At 71.7% G+C, this 25,853-nt stretch carries 21 protein-coding genes, 1 other RNA gene and 1 pseudogene; 8 read left to right on the top strand and 15 right to left on the bottom strand.

From position 1 onward, the window contains the following. Positions 1-594: 594 nt before the first annotated feature. Positions 595-1,911 (top strand): globin domain-containing protein, encoded by a 1,317-nt coding sequence (locus ACFU8W_RS07735; protein ID WP_384033270.1) that lies wholly within the window; start codon positions 595-597, stop codon positions 1,909-1,911. On the opposite strand, the gene ACFU8W_RS07730 is transcribed toward ACFU8W_RS07735, so the two are convergent. From ACFU8W_RS07730 to ACFU8W_RS07710, 5 genes are all read right to left on the bottom strand, one after another. Continuing rightward, entirely contained in the window at positions 1,862-2,566 is a 705-nt protein-coding gene (locus ACFU8W_RS07730; protein WP_384033267.1) for a vitamin K epoxide reductase family protein, read from the bottom strand. The genes ACFU8W_RS07735 and ACFU8W_RS07730 overlap by 50 nt on opposite strands. Next, positions 2,547-3,041, bottom strand: a complete 495-nt coding sequence (locus ACFU8W_RS07725) for a hypothetical protein (RefSeq protein WP_384033264.1) — start codon at positions 3,039-3,041, stop codon at positions 2,547-2,549. The genes ACFU8W_RS07730 and ACFU8W_RS07725 overlap by 20 nt, the downstream gene beginning before the upstream one ends. Positions 3,042-3,446: 405 nt before the next feature. Beyond that, positions 3,447-3,848: RNase P RNA component class A (gene rnpB / locus ACFU8W_RS07720), an RNA gene on the bottom strand. 18 nt (positions 3,849-3,866) lie between these two features. After that, a complete protein-coding gene (locus ACFU8W_RS07715) occupies positions 3,867-4,409 on the bottom strand; it encodes a TetR/AcrR family transcriptional regulator (protein WP_384034259.1) in 543 nt (180 codons plus the stop codon). A gap of 194 nt (positions 4,410-4,603) precedes the next feature. Then, entirely contained in the window at positions 4,604-6,025 is a 1,422-nt protein-coding gene (locus tag ACFU8W_RS07710) for an RNB domain-containing ribonuclease (RefSeq protein WP_384034256.1), read from the bottom strand. 282 nt (positions 6,026-6,307) lie between these two features. On the opposite strand from ACFU8W_RS07710, the gene yaaA reads away from it, so the two are divergent. Next, positions 6,308-7,108, top strand: coding sequence for a peroxide stress protein YaaA (yaaA, locus tag ACFU8W_RS07705; protein ID WP_384033261.1), 801 nt, complete (start codon positions 6,308-6,310; stop codon positions 7,106-7,108). 73 nt (positions 7,109-7,181) lie between these two features. Continuing rightward, positions 7,182-7,805: a bifunctional 4-hydroxy-2-oxoglutarate aldolase/2-dehydro-3-deoxy-phosphogluconate aldolase gene (gene eda / locus ACFU8W_RS07700; protein ID WP_384033257.1), complete on the top strand. Its 624-nt coding sequence runs from the start codon at positions 7,182-7,184 to the stop codon at positions 7,803-7,805. A gap of 357 nt (positions 7,806-8,162) precedes the next feature. Here eda and ACFU8W_RS07695 read toward each other — a convergent pair whose 3' ends face one another. The 4 genes from ACFU8W_RS07695 to ACFU8W_RS07680 all read right to left on the bottom strand — a co-directional run bounded on the left by ACFU8W_RS07695 (position 8,163) and on the right by ACFU8W_RS07680 (position 12,127). Continuing rightward, a complete protein-coding gene (locus tag ACFU8W_RS07695) occupies positions 8,163-9,389 on the bottom strand; it encodes a bifunctional RNase H/acid phosphatase (protein ID WP_384033254.1) in 1,227 nt (408 codons plus the stop codon). Continuing rightward, entirely contained in the window at positions 9,389-10,132 is a 744-nt protein-coding gene (locus ACFU8W_RS07690; RefSeq protein WP_345513010.1) for a C4-type zinc ribbon domain-containing protein, read from the bottom strand. The genes ACFU8W_RS07695 and ACFU8W_RS07690 overlap by 1 nt, the downstream gene beginning before the upstream one ends. Then, positions 10,129-10,974: a Nif3-like dinuclear metal center hexameric protein gene (locus ACFU8W_RS07685; RefSeq protein WP_384033249.1), complete on the bottom strand. Its 846-nt coding sequence runs from the start codon at positions 10,972-10,974 to the stop codon at positions 10,129-10,131. The genes ACFU8W_RS07690 and ACFU8W_RS07685 overlap by 4 nt, the downstream gene beginning before the upstream one ends. Before the next feature lie 109 nt (positions 10,975-11,083). Further along, complete coding sequence (locus ACFU8W_RS07680) at positions 11,084-12,127, bottom strand: iron-siderophore ABC transporter substrate-binding protein (protein WP_345512921.1); 1,044 nt, start codon at positions 12,125-12,127, stop codon at positions 11,084-11,086. A 205-nt stretch (positions 12,128-12,332) separates the two neighbouring features. Here ACFU8W_RS07680 and ACFU8W_RS07675 point away from each other — a divergent pair. Next, positions 12,333-13,663 (top strand): annotated as a pseudogene (locus ACFU8W_RS07675) (hypothetical protein). Between the two features lie 406 nt (positions 13,664-14,069). Here ACFU8W_RS07675 and ACFU8W_RS07670 read toward each other — a convergent pair. The 3 genes from ACFU8W_RS07670 to ACFU8W_RS07660 are packed head-to-tail and all read right to left on the bottom strand — an operon-like array spanning position 14,070 to position 17,012. Next, complete coding sequence (locus ACFU8W_RS07670; RefSeq protein WP_384033246.1) at positions 14,070-15,017, bottom strand: 3-oxoacyl-ACP reductase; 948 nt, start codon at positions 15,015-15,017, stop codon at positions 14,070-14,072. A 33-nt stretch (positions 15,018-15,050) separates the two neighbouring features. Continuing rightward, the gene (locus tag ACFU8W_RS07665) at positions 15,051-16,127 is read right to left on the bottom strand and encodes a Zn-dependent alcohol dehydrogenase (protein WP_384033243.1); all 1,077 of its coding nucleotides are present in this window, start codon (positions 16,125-16,127) and stop codon (positions 15,051-15,053) included. Positions 16,128-16,157: 30 nt separating this feature from the next. Beyond that, positions 16,158-17,012: a MaoC/PaaZ C-terminal domain-containing protein gene (locus ACFU8W_RS07660; RefSeq protein ID WP_384033241.1), complete on the bottom strand. Its 855-nt coding sequence runs from the start codon at positions 17,010-17,012 to the stop codon at positions 16,158-16,160. Positions 17,013-17,318: 306 nt separating this feature from the next. Here ACFU8W_RS07660 and ACFU8W_RS07655 point away from each other — a divergent pair, with 306 nt between their 5' ends. From ACFU8W_RS07655 to ACFU8W_RS07640, 4 genes are read left to right on the top strand one after another with little or no spacing between them, the layout of a single operon-like run. Beyond that, complete coding sequence (locus ACFU8W_RS07655) at positions 17,319-18,254, top strand: ABC transporter ATP-binding protein (RefSeq protein WP_384033238.1); 936 nt, start codon at positions 17,319-17,321, stop codon at positions 18,252-18,254. Then, a complete protein-coding gene (locus ACFU8W_RS07650; RefSeq protein ID WP_384033235.1) occupies positions 18,254-18,979 on the top strand; it encodes an ABC transporter permease in 726 nt (241 codons plus the stop codon). The genes ACFU8W_RS07655 and ACFU8W_RS07650 overlap by 1 nt, the downstream gene beginning before the upstream one ends. Before the next feature lie 11 nt (positions 18,980-18,990). Then, complete coding sequence (locus ACFU8W_RS07645) at positions 18,991-20,193, top strand: sensor histidine kinase (protein WP_384033231.1); 1,203 nt, start codon at positions 18,991-18,993, stop codon at positions 20,191-20,193. Between the two features lie 5 nt (positions 20,194-20,198). After that, on the top strand, positions 20,199-20,831 hold the full coding sequence (locus ACFU8W_RS07640) for a response regulator transcription factor (RefSeq protein ID WP_345513011.1): 633 nt from the start codon (positions 20,199-20,201) through the stop codon (positions 20,829-20,831). 57 nt (positions 20,832-20,888) lie between these two features. Here ACFU8W_RS07640 and ACFU8W_RS07635 read toward each other — a convergent pair whose 3' ends face one another. Genes ACFU8W_RS07635 through ACFU8W_RS07625 form a run of 3 tightly spaced genes read right to left on the bottom strand, consistent with a single transcriptional unit; the run spans position 20,889 to position 25,853 of the window. Beyond that, a complete protein-coding gene (locus tag ACFU8W_RS07635; protein WP_384033228.1) occupies positions 20,889-22,415 on the bottom strand; it encodes an MFS transporter in 1,527 nt (508 codons plus the stop codon). A 55-nt stretch (positions 22,416-22,470) separates the two neighbouring features. Beyond that, entirely contained in the window at positions 22,471-23,661 is a 1,191-nt protein-coding gene (locus tag ACFU8W_RS07630) for a lipid-transfer protein (protein WP_384033225.1), read from the bottom strand. A gap of 17 nt (positions 23,662-23,678) precedes the next feature. Beyond that, complete coding sequence (locus ACFU8W_RS07625) at positions 23,679-25,853, bottom strand: acyl-CoA dehydrogenase (protein WP_384033222.1); 2,175 nt, start codon at positions 25,851-25,853, stop codon at positions 23,679-23,681.

Below are 25,853 nucleotides of genomic sequence, written 5' to 3'. Positions count from 1 at the left end.
GCCCCGGCCGCACGCGGACGGCTCCATGGAGCGGTCGGGAAGGTCCGGCGGATCACAAGGGGACGGACCGGACCTTCCCGACCGCACCATGCTGGTCGCAAGCGGCGACGCTCCCCAGGGACCGACGGGCACCTTCCACGGGGCCGACCGGCCCTACTTCCCCACGCGTTCGGCAGCCGACCGGCCCCGCCCGCGCCCGCCTTCGAGACCACACACCGCCGGGCCCTCGGCAGTTGAGCTGTCGTCAGCCGACCGCCCGTGGACCGGTCCCGGCCCTGTGGTGGGGACGGACGCCTCGCCGACGGACCCGATGCCGTCCTGGGCCTCCAGCAGATCGCGTACGCCGCGCCGGACGACCCCGTGGTCGTCGTGAGGGACGGGCGACAACCAGTACGTGCGACCGTCCGCAGGTCCTTCCGCCGAGGCTTCACAGCATGCCGAAAAGGGCTCTGAACAGGGCCGAAAGACCCTGCGGCAGGGGCCGGTCAGCAGACTGGACGCGGTGCCATACTGACGCCGCCGAGATCGTCCGGGCGCCACGGGGGCCCCTCGTCCCGGCCCCCCACCGTGCTTGTCCCAAGGAGTCAGCGGTCCATGAACACCCCGAGCGAGGACTACCACGCACTGCTCGCGCGGCACGACGCGATGCGGTTGCGACGACGCCTCCTGTCCCCGGCCGGAGTTGATGCCGAACCGTGGCGCGCCGAGGCACCGCAGGCGTACGACGGAACGGCCGACCAGCAGCTGATCAGCGAATTCCTGCCGCTGGTGAGCCCGCTGGAGGAGCTGATCGCCGAGCTGTACCGGGTCATGTTCGAGCGGCATCCGTATCTGCGGTCGTTGTTCCCCGAGTCGATGGCGTTCCAGCAGGCCCATCTCGTCGGAATCTTCCGCTATCTGATCGGCAATCTGCACCGTACGGACGAGATGATCGGCACCTTCGCGCAGTTGGGTCGCGACCATCGCAAACTCGGTGTGCGCCCCGCGCACTTCGAGGCGTTCGAGGCGGCGCTGATCGAGGCGCTGCGCATGCGTGCGGGCGCCCGGTGGACCGGTGCGCTGGAGGACGCCTGGCTGCGGATGCTGCGGCTGGCCGTTTCGGCGATGGTCAGGGGCGCGGACGAGGCGATCGCCGAACCGCCGAGCTGGGAGGCGACAGTGACCTCGCACGAGTTCCGTACTCCGGATCTCGCGGTGCTGAGGGTGCGCCCCCATCAGCCCTACTCCTTCAGGGCCGGGCAGTACGCGTCCTTGGAGTCGCCGCTGCAGGAGCAGGCATGGCGTCCTTACTACCTGGCCCGCGCGCCGCATCCGGACGGCGAGTTGGAATTCCATGTACGGGCCCGGGGCGCCGACGGGGTGAGCGATGCGCTGGTGCACGGCACGCGGGAAGGCGGCACCGTCCGCCTCAGCGCGCCGCGCGGCGCGCTTGTCCTGCCCGATCACACCCCCTCCGCCGACGTTCTGTTGATCGCCTCCGGTACCGGATGGGCCGCGATGAAGGCGCTGCTCCAGCAGATCGACGCCGAACGGTCCCGTGCGCACCGGGTGCGGCTGCTGCTGGATGCAAGGGTGGGTGAGGGCATGTACGACGCGGCGTATCTCGAGGCGTTCCGGCGCGGACGCCCCTGGCTGACCGTCCTCACAGCAGGTCGGGCCGGTCTCTGTGCAGATCCCGGTCCGGGGGTCCTGGACGGAATGCTGGCGCAGCGTTCCGGGGCCGCCGCCCGGCAGCACGTCTATCTGGCCCTGGAACCCGAGGCATCCACGACAGGCTCCGTGCGGGCCGTCGCCGCCCGGCTGGCCGCCGCCGGAGTCCCGGCCATGCACACCCATCACGACAGCACCGGCATCGTGCGGGTCATGGAAACGTCTGCCAGTACGACCAGAACCGCGTTGCTATCAGCATGACGATGACCAGGCACCAGGTAACCGGGACCACAAGCGGGAACTCCAGCACCACCGCGACGAGAGCGCGTGGGGCGGGCAGGACGCCATGGCGCAGGTTGTGCACGGTCGTGTGCCAGAACATGAAGATGGTGGCCACCCACACGAGTACGCACCACAGGCAGAGCGCGCCGATGTCGTACAGCGCCTGCGTCATCAGCCACATGCAGAAGCCGACACCGAACAAGGTGCCCAGGTTCAGCCCCAGCCAGTACCACCGCCGGTAGCGCGCACCTGCGAGCAGGCCCGCGCCGGTCCCCATCACCGTCCCAAAGGCGATCAGTCCGATGAGCGGATTGGGGAAGCCGAACACCGACGCCTGTTCGCTGCGCATCACATCCGTGCAGGACACCACGGGGCTCAGCGAGCAGGCGGGTACGAAGCCGGGGTCGGCGAGCAGTTCGAACTTGTCGGTGGTGATCACGAAGGAGCCCAGCAGCCCGAGGGCGGCGGTGATCACCAACAGCCATGCGAATCCCTGGCGCGCCGCGGTCCGCTCCTGTTCGCCGCTCACCCTCGAAGCACCGTCGTCCGCCCTGTCCTGCGAGGAGCCGACCTCCCGGTCATCGGCCTCGGGGGCTCCCGGCACCAGCTCCGACTCACGCGCCGACGCGCTCATGCCCGCCCCGCACGGAGCCGTCCGGCCAGACGACCTCCACCCGGATTCCACGCGCCCGGGCGAAGGCAACCAGGTGTGCGGTGGCGTCCCGGCCGTCCGACGGCGAACCGTCCCACACGGCGAGCACGGTCCGGCACGTCTCCACCAGACGTTCATCGGCGCTGACACAAGCGTTGCGGTCGGCCGGATCAAAAGCCAGCAACCGTACGTTCTCGGCCAGGATCAGCAGTTCCCCTGCGGCCCGCCGGTCCCCCTCGGGCAGCACTGCGGGCACAGAGCCCTGGGCCGGCAGCAGTACCGTCAGCTTCCGTCCGGCCTCCCGGGCGGCGCGCCCGAACACCAGTGGCAGCCCCGCCCCGACCCGTACGAGAGCGGCCACGCCCTCTGCCAGGCAGTCCAGCCGCGCTCTCAGTTCAGCCTCCACCAGCGCCAGAGTTCTGTTGTTGAGGTCTCTGTGTCCGACGACCGCGATCAACGCGTTCTCCTCCTGTACACATCCGCACCGCCCGCTCCGACCGAACGCTCCACAAGCTGCGGCCCGGCCCCGGAGCCGCCGTTGGGCCGGCCCGCAGCATGCGGTCCACCGCAGTCAACCCATCGGGGGTCCGACGCCGCTAGGGCCGTTCGGCCCTGGGCCGTTCGGCCCTGGCGTGCGGACCGGCAGCCACCGGACCACACCGCGCGGTCGAGTTGACGGGCGCTCAGGCGCTGAGCCTGCTCGGCGGGACGTCGCGGCTCCGGACCCCGGCGTGAGCCGACGCGGCAGGTCCGAGGGCTTCGGAGGGACTCCTTGCGGCCCGAAGCGGCAAGCTGCTGAAAGCCCAGAAAGGGCCTCCGACGCAGGTCGGAGGCCCTTTCGAAGGAAAACCGCAGGTGGCGGCAGACGAGTCGGGCTGTACGCCGGGTTCTGTCACCCGGTCGCCTCGCGGCGGCCGGGGAGACGGCCATCCATCTAGGACCGGCATTACTGCCGGTCTCGTGCGGTCTACCCGCGAACTCGGGCGGGCAGCCCTCGAACGTTCGCGCAGGGCCATCTTGCGACGGCCCCTCTTGACCTTGCTCCGGGTGGGGTTTACCTAGCCGCCTGAGTCACCTCAGGCGCTGGTGGTCTCTTACACCACCGTTTCACCCTTACCGAGGACCGAAGTCCCCGGCGGTCTGTTTTCTGTGGCACTGTCCCGCGGGTCACCCCGGGTGGCCGTTAGCCACCACCCTGCCCTGTGGAGCCCGGACGTTCCTCGGGAGGATCCGAAAATCCCCACGCGGCCGTCCGCCCGGCTCGTCTGCCGTGTCGACCATGCTACCCGGACGCGCGGGACGCCTCGGACGGAGCTGATCGGGCGAACGCCGCGATGCCTGCGGACCAGGCGGCCGACAGATCGGCGCCCGGGGGAAACCGCCCGTTGAGTTCCAGGACCACCATTCCGTGGGCGAACGCCCAGGCCGCCCGAGCCCGCTCCTGGTCGCCGTCGACCGCGCGGAAGAGAGGAGCCGCGGCGCGTTCCTGCAGGCCGGGAGGGAGGGCCGTGGGGTCCATGGGGCGCGCGGTGGTGAGGAGGTAGAGGTGCGGGTGGGCCAGGGCGTAGGCGCGGTACGCGGTGGCGAGGGCCGGGAACGAACCGGGGGCCGCGGACTCGGCCGCTTCCAGCGTCTCGGCCGTCTCCCGCAGCACCTCGCCGGCCAGGGCCGTCAGGACGGAGGCCTTGTCCGGAAAGTGTTTGTAGAGGGACGGTGCCGTGATCCCGATGCTGTCGGCGAGCCGCCGCATGGTGAGGGCTTCCGGGCCTTCCGTCTCCAGGAGGGTGCGGGCGGCGGCGATGATCTGCCGGGCCCGTTCCGTCACATGGCCGGTCGCATGGCCCGGGGCAGTGACACGTTCAGTCACGCTGGAAAGCCTTCCTTCGTACGGAGCCCGCCGGGGTGCGCCGGAGTCCGTGGTGCCCTCGGAGCCCGTGGCCGAAGGCGTGATCGTACGAGATGGCGGTCAGGTCGGCCGCACCGGGACACGAGGCCGGCCGCCACGCGCCGCCGCCGCTCTCATGCGGGCGCGAACAGCACCTTCGCCGCCCCCGGGTCCGCCTGGGTGAGGCGGACCCGGAGCCGTTCGCCCAGGGGGAGCTTCGTCGTGCCGCCGTCGATGCGGGCCACGATGGCGGGGTGCTCGATGTGGACCGTGCCGATGGTGGGTTCCTGGTCCTGCACGTCGACCACGTACGCGTCGAAGACCTCGCCCACCTGGTCACTGAGGAGTGCCGCCTCGACCAGGTCGACGCACTCGCGTTCCACCGTGTTGGCGCGGCGGGTCCCTTCGGCCATTTCCTTCGGGAGGCCGGGGAGCGCGGCCGTCACCCACTCGGACGGCTCCCGGTCCGCGACTGCCGCGACGCACAGTTCGGCCGCGTACCGGTCGACGAGGCGGCGCAGGGGCGCGGTGCAGTGCGTGTAGAGGTCGGCAACCGCGGCGTGGACGGCGGGGGCGGGGAGTTCGCCATGGTCGAAGACCGTGTAGCCGGCGCCGCGCAGCAGGGTGGTGCACTCCTGCAGGAACGCGGCATGGCTCGCCCTGCTCGGGTCGAGCGACCGGACGACCTGGGCGTACGGGACGTGGTGCGGCCAGTCGACGTGCAGGGCCTCGGCCGAGCGGCGCAGCCGGGCGACGGCGCCGTCCGGGGCGACCGGGAGCGTACGCAGGATGCCGGTGCCTGCCTCGGCCATCAGATGGGCGGCGGCCATGCCGGTGAGGAGGGAGACCTGGGCGTTCCATCCCTCGGCGGGCAGCGGGGCGCGGTACTCCAGGCCGTATGCGCCGTCACGCTGGACGATCTCCTGCTCGGGCACGTCGAGCGAAATACCGCCGCGGGCGACCTCCTGCTCCTCGCGGAGCCGGCCGATGTCCTTCAGCAGGGCGAGGGGTTCCTCGGCGGTGCCCGCGTCGATCTGCCGCTGGACGCCCGCGTAGTCCAGCTTGGCGCGGCTGCGGACCAGGGCCCTGCGTACGTCGGTGGCGACCGTGCGGCCCTCCGAGTCGAGGTCGATCCGCCAGAGCAGGGCGGGGCGGGTCTGCCCGGGGAGGAGACTGGCTGCGCCCTCGGAGAGCACGGTGGGGTGCAGCGGCACCTTGCCGTCGGGGAAGTAGAGGGTCCTCACCCGGCGGTGGGCCTCGGTGTCGAGTGCGCCGCCGGGGCGGACGAAGGCGGCGACGTCGGCGATGGCGTAGTGCACCCGGAAGCCGTGCGGGCGGCGTTCGAGGTGCATCGCCTGGTCGAGGTCGGTGGAGGTGGGCGGGTCGATGGTGAAGAGGGGAAGGTCCGTCGCGTCCTGGTGTCCTGTCAGGACGAGGGACTTCGCCACCTGCGCCGCCTCCGCGAGGACCTCGCGAGGAAAATCGACGGGCAGTCCGAGCGTGGTGCGCAGTTCGCGCAGGGCCGCCCGCAACGGGGTGTCGGCTGCGCCGGTCATGTGGAGATGGCGGCGGGGCATGGACCGAGCGTATGGCGGGGCGGGGCGACCGGCATCCCGGGTGCGGGCGGCCCTGCGGTCCGGGGACCGGTTGGTCCTGCGGCCCGGGGGCCGGTGGCCTTGCTGACCGGGGGCGAGTGGTCCTGCGGTCCGGGTGCCGGGGGGCGGGTGGCCCTGCGGACCGGGTGCCGGGCCGGGCGGTCCCGGCGTCCCTTTACGCTGGCAGGCAGGCCTTGGGCAGTCGTGGGGGCCGCTTCCCTGTTCGTACGAAGGAGAACCGCCGTGCTCGTGCTGTTGCCGCCCTCCGAAGGAAAGGCCGCCTCGGGGCGCGGAGCACCCCTGAAGCCGGAGTCGCTGTCGCTGCCGGGCCTTGCCGAGGCTCGGACCGCGGTCCTCGACGAGCTGGTCGAGCTCTGCGTGGCGGACGAGGAGAAGGCCCGCGAGGTGCTCGGTCTCAGCGAGGGGCTGCGCGGCGAGATCGCGAAGAACGTCGAGCTGCGGACGGCGGGAACGCGGCCCGCCGCGGAGATCTATACCGGGGTGCTCTACGACGCGCTGGACCTGGCGTCCCTGGACACGGCGGCCCGGCGGCGGGCCGGGAAGTCGCTGCTGGTCTTCTCCGGACTGTGGGGCGCGGTGCGGGTGGGCGACCGGATTCCGTCGTACCGCTGCTCGATGGGGGTGAAGCTGCCGGGGCTCGGCGCCTTGGGCGCGTACTGGCGGGCGCCGATGGCCGAGGTGATGCCGGAGGCGGCCGGGGACGGGCTCGTACTGGATCTGCGGTCGTCCGCGTACACGGCGGCGTGGAAGCCGAAGGGTGCGGTGGCGGAGCGCACGGCGAGCGTGCGGGTGCTGCACTCCCAGATGGTGGACGGGGTGGAGAAGCGGTCGGTGGTCAGCCACTTCAACAAGGCGACGAAGGGGCGGATGGTCCGCGACCTGCTGCAGTCGGGGGACCGGCCGAAGGGACCCGCGGAGCTGGTGGACGCGTTGCGGGAGCTGGGGTACGTGGTGGAGGCGGAGGCTCCGGGGCGGGCGGGGCGGCCGTGGACGCTCGATGTCGTCGTGACGGAGATCCACTGACGCCCGACAAGCAGCATTGCAGCATGTGCAACGCTCATTGCGTACTGTGCGGTGAGCGCGGCAAGATGAGGCCATGACCTCCTCCTCTGTGCTGGACCTTGCCCCCGTAGTCCCCGTAGTCGTCCTGGAGGACGCCGCCGACGCGGTACCGCTCGCCCGGGCCCTGGTCGCGGGCGGGCTCCCGGCCATCGAGGTGACGCTGCGGACGGCGGCGGCACTGGACGCGATCAAGGCGATCGCCGCGGAGGTACCGGATGCGGTGGTGGGCGCGGGCACCGTGATCTCCGCGCAGAACGTCGCCGACACGGTGGCGGCCGGGGCCCGGTTCCTGGTCAGCCCGGGCTGGACGGATGTGCTGCTGGACGCGATGAAGCGGTCGGGGGTGCCGTTCCTGCCGGGCGTCTCGACGACGTCCGAGGTGGTGGCGCTGCTGGAGCGCGGGGTCACCGAGATGAAGTTCTTCCCGGCGGAGGCTGCGGGTGGCACGGCCTACCTCAAGGCCCTGTCCGCACCGCTCCCCCAGGCCAGGTTCTGCCCGACGGGCGGCATCTCGCTCGCCTCGGCCCCCTCGTATCTGGCACTGCCGAACGTCGGCTGCGTGGGCGGCAGTTGGATGGTGCCGGGGGATGCGGTGGCGGCCAAGGACTGGGCGCGGGTGGAGCGCCTGGCGGGCGAGGCGGCGGCGCTGCGCGGCTGATTCGCCTCCCCGCCCCTTCCCGGACCGGGCTCCGCCCCGGACGCCGGTGGGTGTTGCCTGGACGTACGAAGTACCCCCGGTTCCTCCGGAAGAGCGGCAGCTTCGCGCCGCGGACGGCCGGCCCGTGCCCCTCGGCGGACGACAGCTCCGCACCGCGTCACGGTGCCGCCCCCCTCGGGGGACACCGGCCCCACACCGTTTCGCGCGGTACTCGCCTGCCCCCGGCGGGAAGCAGCAGCGGCAGCCGTGCGCCGCCTGGGAACCGGCGGGGCGCCCGCTTCTCTTCGGCTCGGAATACCCCCGCCGGGAACGGAAGCCCGGGAGCGCCTTGCGCCCGCGCCCGGGGAACTCCGCTCCCTACCGCAGGTGCGACGTGTCGTTCAGCAGTCGCAGTGACGCGTTGCCGTCCGCGTAGTACGCCACCGCCGACAGCGACGCCGCCGAGAGTTCCATGCGGAACAGGGACTCCGGTGGGGCGCCCAGGGCCAGGCGGACCAGGGTCTTGATCGGGGTCACGTGCGTGACCAGGAGCACCGTGCGGCCCGCGTAGCGGGTGGTCAGGCGGTCGCGGGTGGACGAGACCCGGCGGGCCACCTCGGCGAAGCTCTCGCCGCCGCCCGTGGGGAGCGTCCTCGTGGAGGCGAGCCAGGCGTCCAGGTCGGGGCCGTACCGTTCACGCACCTCGGCGAACGTCAGGCCTTCCCAGGCACCGAAGTCCGTCTCGCGCAGGCCGTCCTCGACCTCGACGGTCAGGCCCAGGCGCGCGGCCACCGTCGCCGCCGTTTCGCGGCAGCGACGCAGGGGCGAACTGACGATCTCCTGGATGGTGCCGCGGGCCGCGAGGGACTCGGCCACGCGCTCCGCCTGGTGTCGGCCGGCCGCGGAGAGTTCGGGGTCGGTGCCGCCACTTCCGGAGAACCGTTTCTCGGGGGTGAGGGCCGTCTCGCCGTGGCGGAGCAGGACGAACGTCGCGGGCGCACCCATGTCGGGAGCCCCGCCCCAGCCGACCTGCGGGGTGGCCGCGGGTTCGCGGCGGGTGGATATCGCCGCCCGCGCCTTCGCGGCGCCTGCCGCCGCGTCCCCGGGCGGACCGGAGACGGGAGGCAGGTCGAGTGCGGCTGTCGAGGCCGACGGCTCCCACTGCTTGCCTCGCTTGCCCGCGTCCATCGCCTCGTTGGCGAGCCGGTCCGCGTGCTTGTTCTTCTCGCGCGGGATCCACTCGTACGTGACGGCGGACGCCGGAAGGATCCGGGCCGCCTCCGCCGCGAGCGGCTTCATGTCGGGATGCTTGATCTTCCAGCGGCCGGACATCTGTTCCACGACCAGCTTGGAGTCCATCCGGACGCGCACCCGCAGCGCATCGCCCGCCGACGCGTCCGGCACCAGCGCCTTCGCGGCCTTCAGGCCCGCGATGAGGCCCTTGTACTCGGCCACGTTGTTCGTCGCGATGCCGATGTACTCGGCGGCCTCGGCGAGCGTCTCCCCCGTGACCGGGTCGATCACGACCGCGCCGTACCCGGCGGGCCCCGGGTTGCCCCGGGAGCCGCCGTCGGCCTCGATGACGAACTGGCGCGGCTCCGTCATTACAGGCCCGATTCCGCCGTACGGACCAGGATGCGGTGGCAGTTCTCGCACCGCAGCACCGTGTCCGGGGACGCCGCCTTGACGTCGTTGACCTCGGTGATGTTCAGCTCCAGCCGGCAGCCCTCGCAACGGCGCTGGTAGAGCCGGGCGGCGCCGACCCCGCCCGACTGGGCGCGGAGCTTGTCGTACAGCTTGAGGAGGTCGGCCGGCACGGAGCCGGCGACGAGCTCGCGCTCCTTCGTGACGGTCGCGGCCTCCTCGTCGAGCTCATTCGTCGCGGCGTCCCGGCGGGCAGTGGCGTCGTCGACCTTGGCCTGGACGGCGGAGACCCGTGCGGTCAGTTCGGTGACGCGCTCCTGTGCGGACTCGCGGCGCTCCATGACCTCGAGGACGACGTCCTCCAGGTCACCCTGGCGCTTGGCAAGCGAGGTGATCTCGCGCTGCAGGCTCTCCAGGTCCTTCGGCGAGGTGACGGCGCCGGAGTCGAGGCGCTGCTGGTCGCGGACGGCGCGCTGGCGCACCAGGTCGACGTCCTGCTCCGCCTTCGTCTGCTCGCGGGCGGTGTCGCTCTCCTCGGTCTGCGAGGCGACCAGCAGGTCACGCAGTTGTGCGAGGTCGGCAGTGAGCGAGTCGATCTCGGTGTGCTCGGGCAGCGACTTGCGCTTGTGGGCAAGCTGCGACAGCCGTACGTCGAGTGCCTGGACGTCGAGAAGTCGGATCTGGTCGGCGGGCGCGGCGTTCAGTTGGGGGCTCCAGAAGAGTGGTGGGTGGTCCAGGGGTCGGTGACCTGCTTCGAGACATGGACCCGCAGGTCCCATCCGTGGCGGTCGGAAATCGCGTCGAGCTGCGCCGCGGCCTGCTCGCACCAGGGCCATTCGGTGGCCCAGTGCGCGGCGTCGATCAGGCCGATCGGAGACTGCTGAACGGCCTCGGAGGCCGGGTGGTGGCGCAGATCGGCGGTAAGAAAGGCGTCGACGCCCGCGGCGCGCACCGCGTCGAAGAGGCCGTCGCCGGAGCCGCCGCTGACCGCGACGGTGCGCACGAGCGCGTCCGGGTCGCCGGCCATGCGGATGCCCTGCGCGGTGGCGGGCAGCCGGGCGGCGGCGCGGGCCGCGAAGTCGCGGAGGGTCTCGGGGTGGCCGAGTTCGCAGATCCGGCCGAGGCCGCGATGGCCCTTGGAGTCGGTCGGGTCGGGCACGAGGGGGCCGGTGACCCGCAGGTCGAGGGCGCCGGCGAGGGCGTCGGAGACGCCCGGGTCGGCGGTGTCGGCGTTGGTGTGCGCGACGTGCAGGGCGATGTCGTGCTTGATGAGGGTGTGCACGACCCGGCCCTTGAAGGTGTCGGCCGCGACCGTCGTCGTACCCCGCAGATAGAGGGGGTGGTGGGTGACGATCAGCTGGGCTCCGAGCCTGACCGCCTCCTCGGCGACCTCCTGGACCGGGTCGACGGCGAAGAGCACACGGTCGACTTCGGCGGCCGGGTTGTCCACGTCTCCGCAGACCGTTCCGACCGCGTCCCATCCTTCGGCCCGCTCGGGGGGCCAGAGGGCGTCGAGCGCGGTGAGAACTTCAGACAGACGGGGCACGGAGGAAAGGCTACCTTCCGTCCGTGCCCCGTCGCCCATGGCTGAGGCGACCCGTGAGGGCCGGGCAACAGCCGGTCACGCATCGTTACGCGCAGTTCCGGTCAGTCGGTTACTTGACCAGGTCGGCGCGGAGGTCGTCGAGGACCAGGTTCGCCGCGGTGACGCCGAGGCCGAGGTACCAGGTCTCGTCCGGGACGTCCTTCGCCCGGCCCTCCTTGACCGCCTTCAGGTTCTTCCACAGCGGGTTGGACTGCGCGGTGTCGCGCTTGGTCGCCTTCGGGTCGCCGTAGACGCCGGTGAAGATCCAGTCGGCGTCCGCCTCGTCGATCTTCTCGGGGCTGATCTCGGCGGCGAGGTCGTCGATCTGCTGGTTCTTGGGCCGCGGCAGACCTGCGTCCTCAAGGATCGTACCGATGAACGACGCCTTCGCGTAGAGACGGATGCGGTCCGGCAGGTAGCGGACCATGGAGATGGTCGGCTTGTCGGGGCCGATGTCCTCGCCCAGCTTCGCGGCCTTCTTCTCGTACGCGTCGAGCTGGCTCTTCGCCTTGGCGGTCTTGTCCAGCGCCGCGGCGTTGAGGAGGTAGTTCTCCTTCCAGGTGAAGCCCGGACGGATGGAGAACACGGTCGGCGCGATCTTGGAGAGCTGGTCGTACTTGTCGGCGGCGCGCAGCTGGCTGCCGAGGATCAGGTCCGGCTTCAGGCCCGCGATCGCCTCGAGGTTGAGGTTGTTGATCGTGCCGACGTTCTTCGGGTTGCCCGCGTCCTTCTTCAGGTACGAGGGAATGGCCTCGTCGCCCTCGGAGGGGGCGTAGCCGACGGGCTTCACACCCAGCGAGACGACGTTGTCGAACTCGCCGACGTCCAGCACGACGACCCGCTTCGGGGCGGACTTGAGCTCGGTCTTGCCCATGGCGTGGGTGAGGGTCCGGGGGAACTGGCCCGCCGGGGCGTCCGTCCCGTACCCGGCCGTCTTCTTCGCCGCGTCGCCGAAGTCCTTGCCGCCCGTCGCCACGGCTGCCTTCTTGTCGCCGCCGGCGGACTTGGCCGAGTCGCCCGACTTTCCGCCGTCGTCGCTGCTGCAGGCGGAGAGGGTGAGGGCGGCGGCCACTGCCAGGCCGACCGCTGCGGTGCTGCGGCGTCGTATGGACATCACGTGGTCACTTGCTCCAGTTGAGGGACTCACAGGGAATGCTTAGGGATGCCTAACCTTAGCTACACCCTTCAACGGCAGCACAACCACCCCCTTACTCTCAGGCGAATACGGGCATTGCCACCCATATGTGTGAAGTGGCGGTTCTCGTGTTGTTCGGCAGGAAGTGCGAAAACTAACTTCGGATGCCGGAGGTGATGATTCCGTGACTGCCTGTGCCATCGAGGTGAGTCGGCCGGGGCCGTCGTGACGGTGGATCCCGCGTCCGGAGAAGTGGAAGAACCCGGGGGCTCGGACGAGCCGGAGGAGCGGAACGGGCTCATCGTGCCCGGCGGGCAGGGCGAGTTCGGTGAACCGAGTGTCCCCGACGGGCCCGGCGGGTCCGGCGGGCCCGGCAGGGCTGCCGCCGTCGGGGCCGGCGCGTTCACCATCGCCGCCGACGGCTCGTACGCGGCGCGGCTCACGCTCTCCGGGCAGGCGCCGGACGCCGCCTGGTTCCCCGAGCGCTGGACGCTCGACGGGCACGAGCCGTACGCCGTGCCGCTCCCCCTCGACCAGCCCGAGGAGCCGGACTCCGACGTGCTGCCGCTCACCGACGGCCGGGTATTGATCAGGCGGCGGGTGGCGGACCGGCACGCCTTCTCCTTGCTCTACCCGACCGGCCCCGGCACCGGCGAACTGCCCCTCGGCGCCCTTGAGTGCGCCGACGACACCCCCCTGACCCTGTTGCCGCCGTCGCCGGACGGTGCGAGTGCGTACGCGCTGTCGGTCGGTGAACGCTCCACCGCCGTCTGGCTGGTGGCGGGCGGGGCGTACGGGCCGGAGCAGGTCGCCGAGGTGCCGGGACGGTGCTCCGGCGGGGTGTGGCTGGACCGGGCGGGGCGGATGCTGGCCCTGGACCGGGAGCCTGTGGGCGGCGGTCCGGTGAAGGCCGTCGCCGTGGATCTGGACCGGAGCGGCGAGGTGACGCCGCTGCTGCAGATCACACCGGACAGCAACGACCGTCTGCTGCTCGCCGATGCGGACAGCGGACTGCTGCTGATCCGTTCCGATGCGCCGGGCCACGACCGGCTCGGCTGGGGGGTGCTCGGCAGCAGTCTGCCGGTGCGCTTCCCGGAGTGTCTGCATCCGGCGGATCTCGCGGTGACGCCGTTCGCCGTGCAGCCGGGGCAGACGCTGATGCCGGAGAGCTGTGCGGTGGCCCTGCGGATCGACGGTGCGGTCGGCAGCTGGGTCGGGGTGTGGCGTCCGGCGGGGCGCAGGCTGCACCAACTCGCCGCCCCGGGAGGATGGTTGGCCGGGTCCGGGTTGTGGACCCGGGACGGCTTCCTCAAGCTCCCGTACGTCGGCCGGGACGTGCCGTGCGGGGTGGCCCTGCTGCAGGCGCCGGAGGACGGGGAACGCGGCGCCGGGCCTGCGTGGACGGCGGTCGCGGAAAGCGGTATGCAACCGTCCGCGGCTGCCGCGCCTCTTCCCGTGTACAAGCCGGTTCCATTGGGCCAGGCGCCTCTCGTGGGGCGCACGGCACCTGGTTAAATTCTGGGCCGGGGCCAGGGGGCACCCCTACGAGCCGACGGGTGCGGTTGCCGACGGTGGCCGTGTCGGGTGGTGGTGGCGCGATGGTCCCGGTGACACACACGCAAGCGATCACAACGGGGTGACTTCCCACATGTCTGAAGCCCGAACCGACACGACCCAGACGCGCCCGCCGGGGGCGGACGCCGCACGGGCCGACGCCGACGGCTCCGGAAAGCACCGAGGGGGTGTGTCGACGGAGAGCACGGACGGGCAGCCGCACGGTCGCCATCGGCGCCCCGCCGAGGGGGGCGGCAGAGCGGCCTGACCGCAACGGAAATCAACGAGGGGGCGAGTGAGGGAAGGGCCTCCGCAGCGCTGTTCGGCTGCGGAGGCCCTTCCCTGTGCGCTGCCCCACCCCTGGGGGTCAGCCCCGCTTCAGTCCCAGTACCTCCGCGGCCGCGAACGTCTCGTTCGACGGACGCTCCGCGTAGTACGGGGAGATGAGTTCGTCCAGCTCGTCGAAGGAGAACGTCTCCTTGGACGAGTCGAACTTCGCGGCCACCCGGGGGCGTTCGACGATCGCGACCATCCCGCCGTGCACCACGAGCAGCTGGCCGTTGACCTCGGCGGCCGCCGGCGAGGCCAGATAGCCGACCAGCGGGGAGACGTGTTCGGGGGCCAGCGCGTCGAGCCGGCCGTCCGTCGGCTCCTCGAATCCCGCGAAGACGTCCTCCGTCATCCGGGTGCGGGCCCGCGGGCAGATGGCGTTGGTGGTGACGCCGTACTTCGCCAGCGCCAGGGCCGTCGATGTGGTGAGGCCGACGATGCCGCCCTTGGCCGCCGCATAGTTCGGCTGGCCCGCCGAGCCCGCCAGGAACGCTTCCGACGAGGTGTTGACGATCCGGCCGTAGACCGGGCCGCCGGACTCCTTGGAGCGGGCGCGCCAGTGGGCCGCGGCGAAGTGCGTGGTGTTGAAGTGGCCCTTGAGATGCACCCGGATGACGGAGTCCCACTCGTCCTCGGTCATCGAGAAGACCATCCGGTCGCGCAGGATGCCCGCGTTGTTGACCAGGATGTCGAGCGTGCCGTACGTGCTGACGGCCAGTTCCACCAGGGCCCGGGCCTGCTCGTGGTCGGAGACGTCGCCGAGGTGGGCGACGGCCCTGCCGCCCGCCGCGCGGATCTCCTCGGCGACCTCCTCGGCGGGGGTCGCCGATGCCTCACCGGAGCCGTCGCGGCCCGGCTGCCCGTAGTCGTTGACGACGACGGCCGCGCCGAGCCTCGCCAGTTCCAGTGCTTCGGCGCGCCCGAGGCCGCGGCCCGCGCCCGTGACGATCGCGGACAGCCCGTCCAGGGGAAGGGGTTGTGACATCGGAATCTCGGAGTCCTCTCGGAAGCGACGGGGTCAGAGTTCGATGCAGGTACGGAGCGCCTCGCCGGTCCTCATCTGGCCGAGGGCGTCGTTGATCTCGGCCAGCTGCACCCGGTGGGTGATCATCGATTCGAGGTCGATCCGGCCCGCCCGCCAGAGCGCGATGGCCCGTTCGTAGGAGCGGAGCACGTCCCCTCCCCCGTACATCGAGGGCAGGATCCGCTTCTCGTCGAAGAACAGCTCGAACATGTTGACCTGGAAGTTGTCGTCCATCGCGCCCGCGCCGACGATGCAGAGCGTGCCGCCGCGCCGGGTGCTCTCGTACGCCGTGCGGGCCGTCGCCGACTTGCCGACGACCTCGAAGACGTAGTCGAAGCCCTCGCCGCCGGTGATCCGCTGCTTGGCATCCGCGAGCTCGTCGGGCGAGACCGCCTCCGTCGCGCCGAACCGGAGTGCCGCCTCGCGCCGGGACGCGACCGGGTCGACGGCGACGATCTGGGCGGCGCCCTGGACCCTGGCCCCCTGGATGGTGGAGATACCGACGCCACCGCAGCCGATCACAGCGACCGATGAACCTGCCTGCACCTGCGCGGTGTTGATCGCGGCACCGAGTCCGGTGGTCACTCCGCAGCCGATCAGCGCAGCGATCTCGAACGGCACGTCGTCGGGGATCGGCACCGCGCAGCCCGCGTCGACGACGACCTCCTCGGTGAAGGTGCCGGTCCCGGCGAAACCGAACACATCGCCGCCGGGGCGCTTGAAGTTGGGTGTGCCCGCGTTCATGAACCCGGCCAGGCAGAGCTGTGTCTGGCCGCGCCTGCAGGCGGGACACGCCCCGCAGGCGGGCAGCCAGCAGACCAGCACCCGGTCCCCCGCACTCAGTCCAGTCACGCCGTCGCCGGTGTCGAGGACCTCACCGGCGCCCTCGTGGCCCGGGATGAAGGGGGCGGGCTGCGGCAGCACGCCGCTCATCGCCGAGACGTCGGAGTGGCACAGCCCGGTGGCCCGGATGCGGAGCCTGACCTTGCCCGGACCGAAGCCCACCGCCTCGACGTCGTCGAGGACTTCCAGTTTGTCCTGACCTATCTCGTGCAGTACGGCTGCGCGCATGGTGCGGCTCCCCTCGGGTCGTTGCGTGATTCAGAAGTGTTCGACGAGCGTGTCGGCCAGGACCGGTGCGTCGTCCCGCTCGGCGGCGGTCACGGCCACCTGGACGCGGCCGTCCCCGGCCCACATCCGGATGCGGAGGGTCTCGCCCGGGAAGACCACCCCCGCGAAACGGGTGCTGTATGCGCCGATCCGGGCCACGTCACCGTCGAGCAGCGTGTCGGCCACGGCCTTGAGCGTCATGCCGTAGGTGCACAGACCGTGCAGGATCGGCCGGTCGAAGCCGGCCAGCTCGGCGAACTCGGGGTCGGCGTGCAGCGGGTTCCAGTCCCCGGAGAGCCGGTAGAGCAGCGCCTGGTCCTTCCGGATGGTCCGCTCGACCACCCGGTCGGGTGCCCGGTCGGGGAGCGCGAGCCGCTCGGACGGGCCGCGCTCGCCGCCGAAGCCGCCCTCGCCGCGGACGAAGATCTGGGCGTCGTTGGTCCACAGCGGGCCGTCGTCGTCGGCGGCCTCGGTGCGCAGGACGAGAACGGCCGCCTTGCCCTTGTCGTACACGGCGGCGACCTTCGACGTCTGCACGGCCCTGCCCTTCACCGGGATCGGCCGGTGCACCCGTACGGTCTGTCCGCCGTGGAGCACGGCGGCGAGGTCGACGTCGATCCCGGGCGAGGACAGTCCGCCGACGACGCCCATGCCGGCGCCTGCGACGGTGGCGAAGCTGGGCAGGACATGGAGCCGGGACTCCAGGGTGTAGCGCAGCTCGTCGGGGTCGGTGGCGGGGATGCCCGCGCCGAGTCCGAGGTGGTAGAGCTGGATGTCCTTGTGGTCCCAGCCGATCTCTGCGGTCCGGGGGTCGGCGGCCATCGCCTTTGCGGCATCAATGGGCATGGGGGTGCTGCTCCTTGATGGTGGGAAGACCTCGGCGCGGCCGTCCGCACCGTCGGCCGCACCGAGGTCGTGCGGGACCGGCCGTCACGCTCGTTCTAGAACGCGTTCTAGCCGGTTGGCCCTATGTATAACGCAGCCCCCAGCAGTTGTGAAGACTGCTGACGTCTCGTCAGATTCCTTGCGGGGCAGGCGATCAGGCTCCCGCCGGGGGCCAGTCAGGCGCACCCGGGCCATGACATTTGTCATCGCGGAGTCCGTACAAGCGCCTCTGCCGTGGCGCGGGCCCGGCTCCGTACCGTCGGTGTCATGAAAAAGACGACGGGGAACGGGCCCGCGGTGGTCTTCACCGGGGCAGTCAAGGTCTTCGGCCGGGCGGAGCGGACCGTACGGGCCGTCGACGGGATCGATCTGACCGTGGAGCGCGGCGAGACCGTCGCACTGCTCGGCCGCAACGGCGCGGGCAAGTCCACCGCCATCAGCCTGCTCCTCGGTCTGAACGAGCCGGACTCCGGAGGTGTGCAACTGCTCGGCAGCGCCCCCGAGCAGGCGGTACGCGCCGGCCGGGTCGGCGCCATGCTGCAGGACGGGCGGCCGATCCCCCGGGTCACCGTCCGCGAACTGATCGCGTTCGTCGCCTCCACCTACCCCAGCCCGATGCCGGTCCGCGAATCGCTGGCCCTGGCGGGCGTCTCCGCGTACGCCGACCGGCGCATCGACAAGCTCTCCGGTGGGCAGATCCAGCGCGTCCGGTTCGCCGTCGCACTGGCCGGCAACCCGGAGCTGGTCGTCCTGGACGAGCCGACCGCCGCCCTGGACGTCGAGGCCCGGCGGGCGTTCTGGGGTTCCATGCGTGCCTACGCCCGGCGCGGCAACACGGTCCTCTTCTCCACGCACTACCTGGAGGAGGCCGACGAGAACGCCGACCGGATCGTCGTCATCGACCGCGGCCGGATCGTCGCGGACGGCAGCGGCGACCGCATCAAGGAGTCCGTCGGCGGCAACCACGTCTCCTTCGACCTGGCGGGCGGACCCACCCAGGGGCTGGAGCTGCTGCCCGGCGTCAACGCCGTCGAGATCCGCGGCGACCGTGCACTGCTGCGTACGGACGACTCGGACGCCACGGTGATCGAGCTGGCCCGCCTCGGCCGGGTCCGCAATCTCCGGGTCTCCCCGGCCACGCTCGAGGACGCGTTCCTCTCACTGACCTCCCCCGCCACCGACTCCGAGAGCGAGACCGTGTGATGCTCCCCTACATCGTGCTCGAGATCCGGCGCACCCTGCGCGACGGCGTCTTCATGATCTTCGGGATCGGGATGCCGGTCCTGATGTACCTGCTCTTCACCAACCTCGGCGGGGGCGGGGACGACGCGAGCGGGTGGAAGGCCTTCTCGATGGTCGGTATGGCCGCGTACGGGGCGCTGGGCGCCGCCATGTCGATCGGTACGGGCGTCGCGTCCGACAAGTCCCTGGGCTGGCTCCAGCAGTTGCGGATCACCCCGCTCGACCCGTCCCGCGTGGTCGTGGGCCGTGCGATCAGCGGTTCGGTGACCGTGCTGCCGACCATCCTGACGGTGCTGCTCGCCGGGGCGCTGGTCAACGGCGTGCGGCTGGAGGTCTGGCAGTGGATCGCGCTGCCCCTGCTGCTGTGGATCGGTGCGCTGCCCTTCACCATGCTCGGAATCGGCAACGGCTACCGGCTCACCCCGCAGGCCACCGGCGTGGTCAACGTGGCCTGCCTGATGGGGTTCGCGATCGTCGGCGGACTGTGGTTCCCGCTCTCCGAGTACCCGTCCTGGCTGCGCTCCATCGGCACGTACACGCCCGCCCACCGGTTCGCCGACCTGGGCTGGGCGACCACGGGCGGCCACGCGCCCTCCGCCGGAACGATCGCCGTGCTCGCCGGGTGGCTCCTGCTGTTCGGTACGTACGCCGTCGTCTCGTACCGTCGGTCCGCGAGGACCGTGTGACAGGAGCGAGCATGTCCCGGAACGGATCAGGATCGTGGAAGGAACGACGCAGGCAGCACCGGGAGGAAGGGCGCCTCGGGCCGCCCGGACCGTACGCCCTGCTGCCCTGGCTGCTGTTGGGTCTCGGCGCCTTCTCCAACCTCTTCCAGGGCGAGACTTCCAACCCCTGGATCGGCGGTCTCGGGCTCCTCGTCTTCAACTCCCTCTACCCCTCCGTGGTGTTCCGGGGGTTCGAGAAGAGGAAACGCGAGAGCCCGGTGTCGTACGTGCTGCTCGCCGTGATGGCCCTGGTCACGTTGGGGCTGGCGATCGGGTATGGCGGCAGCTGGCTGCTGTTCTTCCCCCTGCTCTCGCTGGCCTGCGGCACCATCCTGCGCAACCGGCAGCTGATGTTCGGCATGTTGGGCCTCGCGGCCGTCGCCACGTGTGTCGCCGTCTGGCGCGGGGACAGCAACTCGGACCCCTGGACCATCGGATACGGCACCTTCATCTCGGGTGCGGTGACGGCCGCGATCCTGACCCTGTCGGAGACCGTGACGGAGCTGCGGGCCACCCGGCAGGAACTGGCCACGACCGCCGTCGAGAAGGAGCGGCTGCGGTTCTCCCGCGATCTGCACGATCTGCTGGGGCACACGCTCTCCGTGATCGTCGTGAAGTCGGAGGCCGCGCGCCGGCTCGCACCGCGCGACATGGACGCGGCGCTGGCCCAGGTCGCCGACATCGAGTCCGTCGGCCGTCAGGCCCTCACCGAGATCCGGGAGGCCGTCACGGGCTACCGCGAGGGGAGCCTGGCCACCGAACTCGACCGGGCCAGGTCGGCGTTGACCGCCGCCGGGATCGAAGCGGTGGTCCACCGCTCGGGACCGCCGCTCACCCCGCAGGCGGAGGCGCTGCTGGGCTGGGTGGTGCGGGAGACGGTGACCAACGTCGTACGCCACAGCAACGCGACCACCTGCTCGTTCGTCGTGGCCGGCGCGGCCGAGCACGTCCGGCTGACCGTCACCGACGACGGCCGCGGACCGGCGGGCCCGCCGCCCGCACCCGGCATCGGCGGCACGGGCCTGAAGGGCCTCACCGAACGTCTCGCCGCGGCGGGAGGCTCGCTCACCGCGGGCCCCGGGCCGGGCGGTGGCTTCGTGGTCGGCGCGGAGCTGCCGGTGGACACCGTGGACGTCGCGGGAAGTCCCTCCTCACCCCCTACGCTGGGCCGGTGAACGAGATGCCCCGAGATCACCCGCCGCACACGTCCGTCCGGGTGCTGCTCGCCGAGGACCAGGGCATGATGCGCGGCGCGCTCGCCCTGCTGCTCGGGCTCGAACCGGACATCGAGGTCGTGGCCCAGGTCGCCGCCGGGGACGAGATCGTGGACGCCGCGGTGCTGTCCCGTCCCGATGTGGCACTCCTCGACATCGAACTCCCGGGCCGCAGCGGGCTGGACGCCGCCGCCGACCTGCGCGAGGAGGTACCGGACTGCCGGGTGCTGATCCTCACCACCTTCGGGCGTCCCGGCTATCTGCGCCGCGCGATGGAGGCGGGCGCGGCAGGGTTCCTGGTCAAGGACGGCCCGGTCGAGGAGCTCGCGGCGGCGATCCGGCGGGTGCTGACCGGTGAGACCGTCATCGACCCCGCCCTCGCCGCGGCCGCCCTGAGTGCCGGCCCCAGCCCGCTCACGGCGCGGGAACGGGACGCGCTGAACGCCTCGGTGGACGGGGCGACGGTCTCCGACATCGCGGCGAAGCTGCATCTGTCCGAGTCGACGGTACGTAATTACCTGTCGTCGGCGATCGGGAAGACAGGGACGCGGAACCGCATGGAGGCGGTGCGGGCGGCGCGGCAGCAGGGCTGGCTGTAGGCGGTGTTCGCAGGTGGGCGCCGGACGTGACCGGCGCCCACCTGCCCTTGGAGGAGCTCAGTCGCCGGTCGGGCTCGACATGCCCGATGTGCTCGATGTGCTCGACGCGCGGGACGGAGTCGAGGTGCTCGACGGGCCTGACGTGGCCGACGGGCCGGACCTTCCGGAGCGCGACGAGCTGTGGCGCGGCAGCCACAGGGCCATCAGCAGCAGTCCGCCGAGCAGTACCGTGCCGGCCGTCCGGAACGCCAGCGCGAACCCTGCGGTCAGCTCCTCCGCGCCGGCGCCGCCCCCGGTCCGTGCCGCCGCGACCGTGGAGAGCACGGCGAGACCCAGCGCACCGCCCATCGTGCGTGAGGTGTTGACCAGCCCGGAGACCAGACCGGCGTCCCCGGGCGCCGCACCCGAGGTGGCGAGGGAGGCGAGCGGCGTGGACGCGAACCCCGCACCGGCCATCATCAGGATGCCGGGCCCGCAGATCGACGTGAGGTACGAGCCTTCTGCGCCCATCGTGGACTGCCAGCCGAAGCCCGTGGCGGTGATCGCCAGACCGATCAGGACGAGGTTCTTCGCGCCGACGCGTGCCATGATCCGAGGCGCGAACGTCGAGCCGAGCACAACCGCCAACGAGGTGGGCATCAGGGCCAGTCCGGCCTGCATCGGCGTGTAGCCCAGCACCGACTGCGCGTACACGGTCATGAAGTACCACATCGAGAACGTCGCGGACCCCATCACGATCATCGCCACGTTCGCCGCCGCCACCGCCCGCGTGCCCAGCACCCGGAGCGGCATCAGAGGCACCGCCGTCCGCGCCTCCACGAGGACGAAGAGGGCCAGCAGCGCCACCCCGCCGAGCAGCGGCACCAGGGTGGCCGCAGCCGTCCAGCCCTCCCGCTCGGTCTGCACGATGCCGTACGAGACCGTGGCCAGCCCCACCGTGACCAGCACCGCGCCCAGCAGGTCGATACGGTGCCGCCTGCCCGCCCGGCTCTCGGCGAGCCAGACCGTGGCCCCGATCAGGACGAGCACGCCGAACGGCACATTGATCAGCAGGACCCAGCGCCAGGAGAGGAGGTCGGTGAGCGCCCCGCCGACCAGTCCGCCGGCCGCGCCGCCTCCGGCGCCGACGGCCATCCACGTGCCTATCGCCCTGGTCCTGGCCGGGCCCTCGGGAACCGCGGCGGTGAGAAGCGTGAGGGTCGCGGGAGAGAGCACGGCGGCACCGAGCCCCTGCGCGGCACGGGCGGCGAGCAGCTGCCAGCCCTCCTGGGCGAACCCGCCGACCAGCGAGGCGGCGGTGAACAGGCCGAGACCGACCAGGAACATCCGCTTGCGGCCGTATATGTCGGCGGCGCGCCCGCCGAGAAGCATGAACCCGGCGAACGCGATCGCGTACGCGTTGAGGACCCACTGCAACTGACCGGCGCTCAGCCCCAGGTCGGACCGCATGGACGGCAGCGCCACATTGACGACGGACACGTCGAGGATGACGAGGAACTGGCCTGTGCAGGCGGCGAGGACCACCGCCCAGGTGCGGGATTTCTGCAGGGGCGTGGGCGTCGTGACGTCAACCATGAGCGTCATACTCGCAGGCGCCCTGCGCCCCGTACATCAGTATATGGCCGGACACCGGCTCCGACTATCGACGGAGGAGCGTGACGACCGCCGCGCCGCCGAGCCCGATGTTGTGGGCGAGTCCGACCCGGGCACCGGGCACCTGCCGGTCGCCCGCCTCGCCGCGCAGCTGCCAGGTGAGTTCGGCGGCCTGGGCGATGCCGGTGGCGCCGAGCGGGTGGCCCTTGGAGATCAGGCCACCGGACGGGTTGACCACCCAGCGGCCGCCGTAGGTGGTGGCCCCGGACTCGACGAGTTTGCCGGACTCGCCCTCACCGCACAGGCCGAGCGCCTCGTAGGTGAGCAGTTCGTTGATGGAGAAGCAGTCGTGCAGCTCGATGACGTCGAGGTCCGCGGCCGAGAGCCCCGAGGTGTCGTACACCTGCCGGGCGGCGGCGCGTGACATGGGCAGTCCGACGGCGTCGATGCAGGTGCCGGCGGCGAAGGAATCGCCGGTGTCGGTCGTCATGGCCTGGGCGACGATCTCGACCGCCCTGCCCTCCAGCCCGTGGCTCCCGACGAAGCGTTCCGACACGACGACGGCTGCGGCCGCCCCGTCGGAGGTGGGTGAGCACTGGAGTTTGGTCAGCGGGCGGTGGACGGTCCTGGCGGCGAGGATCTCGTCGACCGTGTACGCGTCCTGGAACTGGGCGTACGGATTGTTCACCGAGTGCCGGTGGTTCTTGGCGCCGACCGCCGCGAGCTGCGCCTCGGTCGTCCCGTACCGCTCCATGTGTTCGCGGGCCGCGTTGCCGAAGATCTGGGCGGTGGGCGGGGACATCTCGAAGCCGTGGGCGGCGGCCATGATCCCGTAGTGCCGGGCGACGGGCGAGGTCCTGAAGTCCGCTCCGCCGTCGGACCCGCTCCCCAGCGACCCGCGCGTCATCTTCTCGAAGCCGAGCGCGAGGACGCAGTCGCTGATGCCGCCCTCGACGAACTGCCGGGCCAGCATCAGCGCGGTGGAGCCGGTGGCACAGTTGTTGTTGACGTTGTAGACGGGTACGCCGGTCAGTCCGAGCTCGTACGCGGCGCGCTGGCCGGCCGTGGAGGCCTGGAAGCAGTAGCCGACGGGGACCTGCTGCACCTCCTCGTAGGCGACGGAGGCGTCGGCGAGCGCGGCGTTCCCCGCCTCCTTCACCATGTCCCAGTACTGCCAGTCGCGTGTCTCCGGCTTCTCGAACTTCGTCATCCCGACGCCGACGATGTATGCCTTCATGGAGAGGTCACGTCCCTTCAGTCACGCGGGAGGCCGAGAATGCGCTCGGCGACGACATTGAGCTGAATCTGGGTGGTGCCGCCCGCGATGGTCAGGCAGCGGGACATCAGAAATCCGTGCAGGGCCCGGTCCCCGGGACCTTCCGCGGTCGCCCCCGCAGGTCCGAGCAGTTCCAGGGCGAGTTCCGCGACCTTCTGCTGGTGGGTGGTCTGGACGAGCTTGCGTACCGAGGCTCCGGCGCCCGGCTCCAGTCCGGACACCTGCTGCAGGGTGGTCCGCAGTCCGATGCAGGCGAGTGCGTGCGCCTCGGCGGCGAGGGCGCCGATCCGCGCCCGGTAGCTGCCGTCGAGCTCGCCGGAACGGGCGATGAGCGCTTCCAGTCCGGTGTCGAAGGTCATCTGGTCGGCCATGTGGACGCGTTCGTTGCCGAGGGTGTTGCGGGCGACCCGCCAGCCGTCGCCCACGTCGCCGACGACGGCGTCGGTGGGCAGCAGGACGTCGTCGAAGTACACCTCGTTGAAGAGGGAGTCGCCGGTGATCTCCTTCAGCGGGCGGATGTCGATGCCTTCGGTGTTCCTCATGTCGACGAGGAAGTAGCTGAGCCCCTGGTGCTTGGGGGCGTCCGGGTCGGTCCTGGCGAGCAGGATGCCGTGATCGGCCCCCTGGGCGGCGCTCGTCCATACCTTCTGGCCGTTGATCCGCCAGCCCTCGGTGGTCCGCTCGGCCTTCGTGCGGAGCGAGGCGAGGTCGGAGCCGGCGCCGGGCTCGGAGAACAGCTGACACCAGAGGAGTTCGCCGCGCAGGGTGGGCATGAGGTAGCGGTCCTGCTGCTCCGGTGTCCCGTGTGCGAGGAGTGACGGCACCACCCAGGTGGCGATCCCCAGGTCGCTCACCTTCACTTCCTGCTCCTTCAACTCCTGCTGCACGGCGAGCTGGTGGAGAGGTCCGGCGTCCAGACCGTAGGGGGCGGGCAGATGCGGGGCGGCGTAGCCGGTCGGGGCGAGGACGCGGCGGGCTTCCTTCGGATCGAGCCCCCGGGCGGCGGCGACGGCCTCGCGCGCCTCGGCGCGGTGGCGGTCGGCCTCGGCGGGGAGTTCGAGGGCGAGCTCGCGGCGCGCTCCGCCCTCGGCCAGCCGGAGGGCCCGCAGCCGGTGGGCGTCCCCCGCCCCCAGCAACTGCCGTGCCACGAGTGCCCGGCGCAGATGGAGGTGGGCGTCGTGCTCCCAGGTGAAGCCGATGCCGCCGAGGACCTGGATGCAGTCCTTGGCGCAGCTGTATGCGGCGTCGAGCGAGGTGCCCGCGGCGAGGGCGGCGACCAGTCCCCGTACCTCCGGGGCTTCGTCCGCCGCGCGGGCGGCGTCCCACACCAGGGCGCGGGCCTGTTCGACGCGGACGAGCATGTCGGCGCAGAGATGCTTGATGCCCTGGAACTGCCCGATGGGACGGCCGAACTGCTCGCGGACCCCGGCGTACGCGACGGCGGTGTCCAGCGCCCGGGAGGCGGTGCCGCACGCCTCGGCGGCGAGGAGGACGGCGGCGAGATCACGGACGGCCGCGGAGTCGATCCGTACGGCCCGGTCCGCGGGTACGAGTACGCCGTCGGCCCGGACCTCGGCGGTGGGGCGGGTCGGGTCGGCGCCTCGGTGCGGGCGCACGGTCAGCCCCTCGGCGGCGGTGTCGACGGCGAACCAGAGGGTGCCGGCGGCCGATTCGGCGGGGAGCAGAAGCAGGTCGGCGTCGGCACCGGAGAGCACGGGCGGAGCCGTGCCGTCGAGAAGGTGACCGTCCTCGCCCTCCACGACGGTGAGGGTGCCGGGGCCGAGGGCGACGGCGCCGATGCGGGTACCGGCGGCGAGGGCGCCCAGCAGGTCGCTCCCGCCCGCGTCGCCCAGCACCGCCGAGGCGAGCGCGTTCGCCAGGTACGGGCCGGGGAGCGCGGCCCGTCCCGTCTCCTCCAGAACCACGGCGAGGTCGAGGAGTGTGCCGCCCGCTCCGCCGTGCTCCTCGGGCAGATGGATGCCGAGCAGCCCCTGCTCGCCGAGACCGTCCCAGTAGCCGGGGCGCGCGCCGGGTGCGGACGGAGCGCTCGCGTCGAGGAGCTTGCGGATCTCGTCCGGGGGTACGGCACGCGCCAGCCACCCCCGTACGGCCTGCGCCACATCCCGCTGTTCCTGGGTGATTCCGATGCCCAT

It is taken from the genome of Streptomyces sp. NPDC057565, assembly GCF_042801455.1.
GTDB lineage: Bacteria > Actinomycetota > Actinomycetes > Streptomycetales > Streptomycetaceae > Streptomyces > Streptomyces yanii.
The sequence above is the reverse complement of the archived record's forward strand: the minus strand, read 5'-3'. Positions and strand labels throughout refer to the sequence as shown.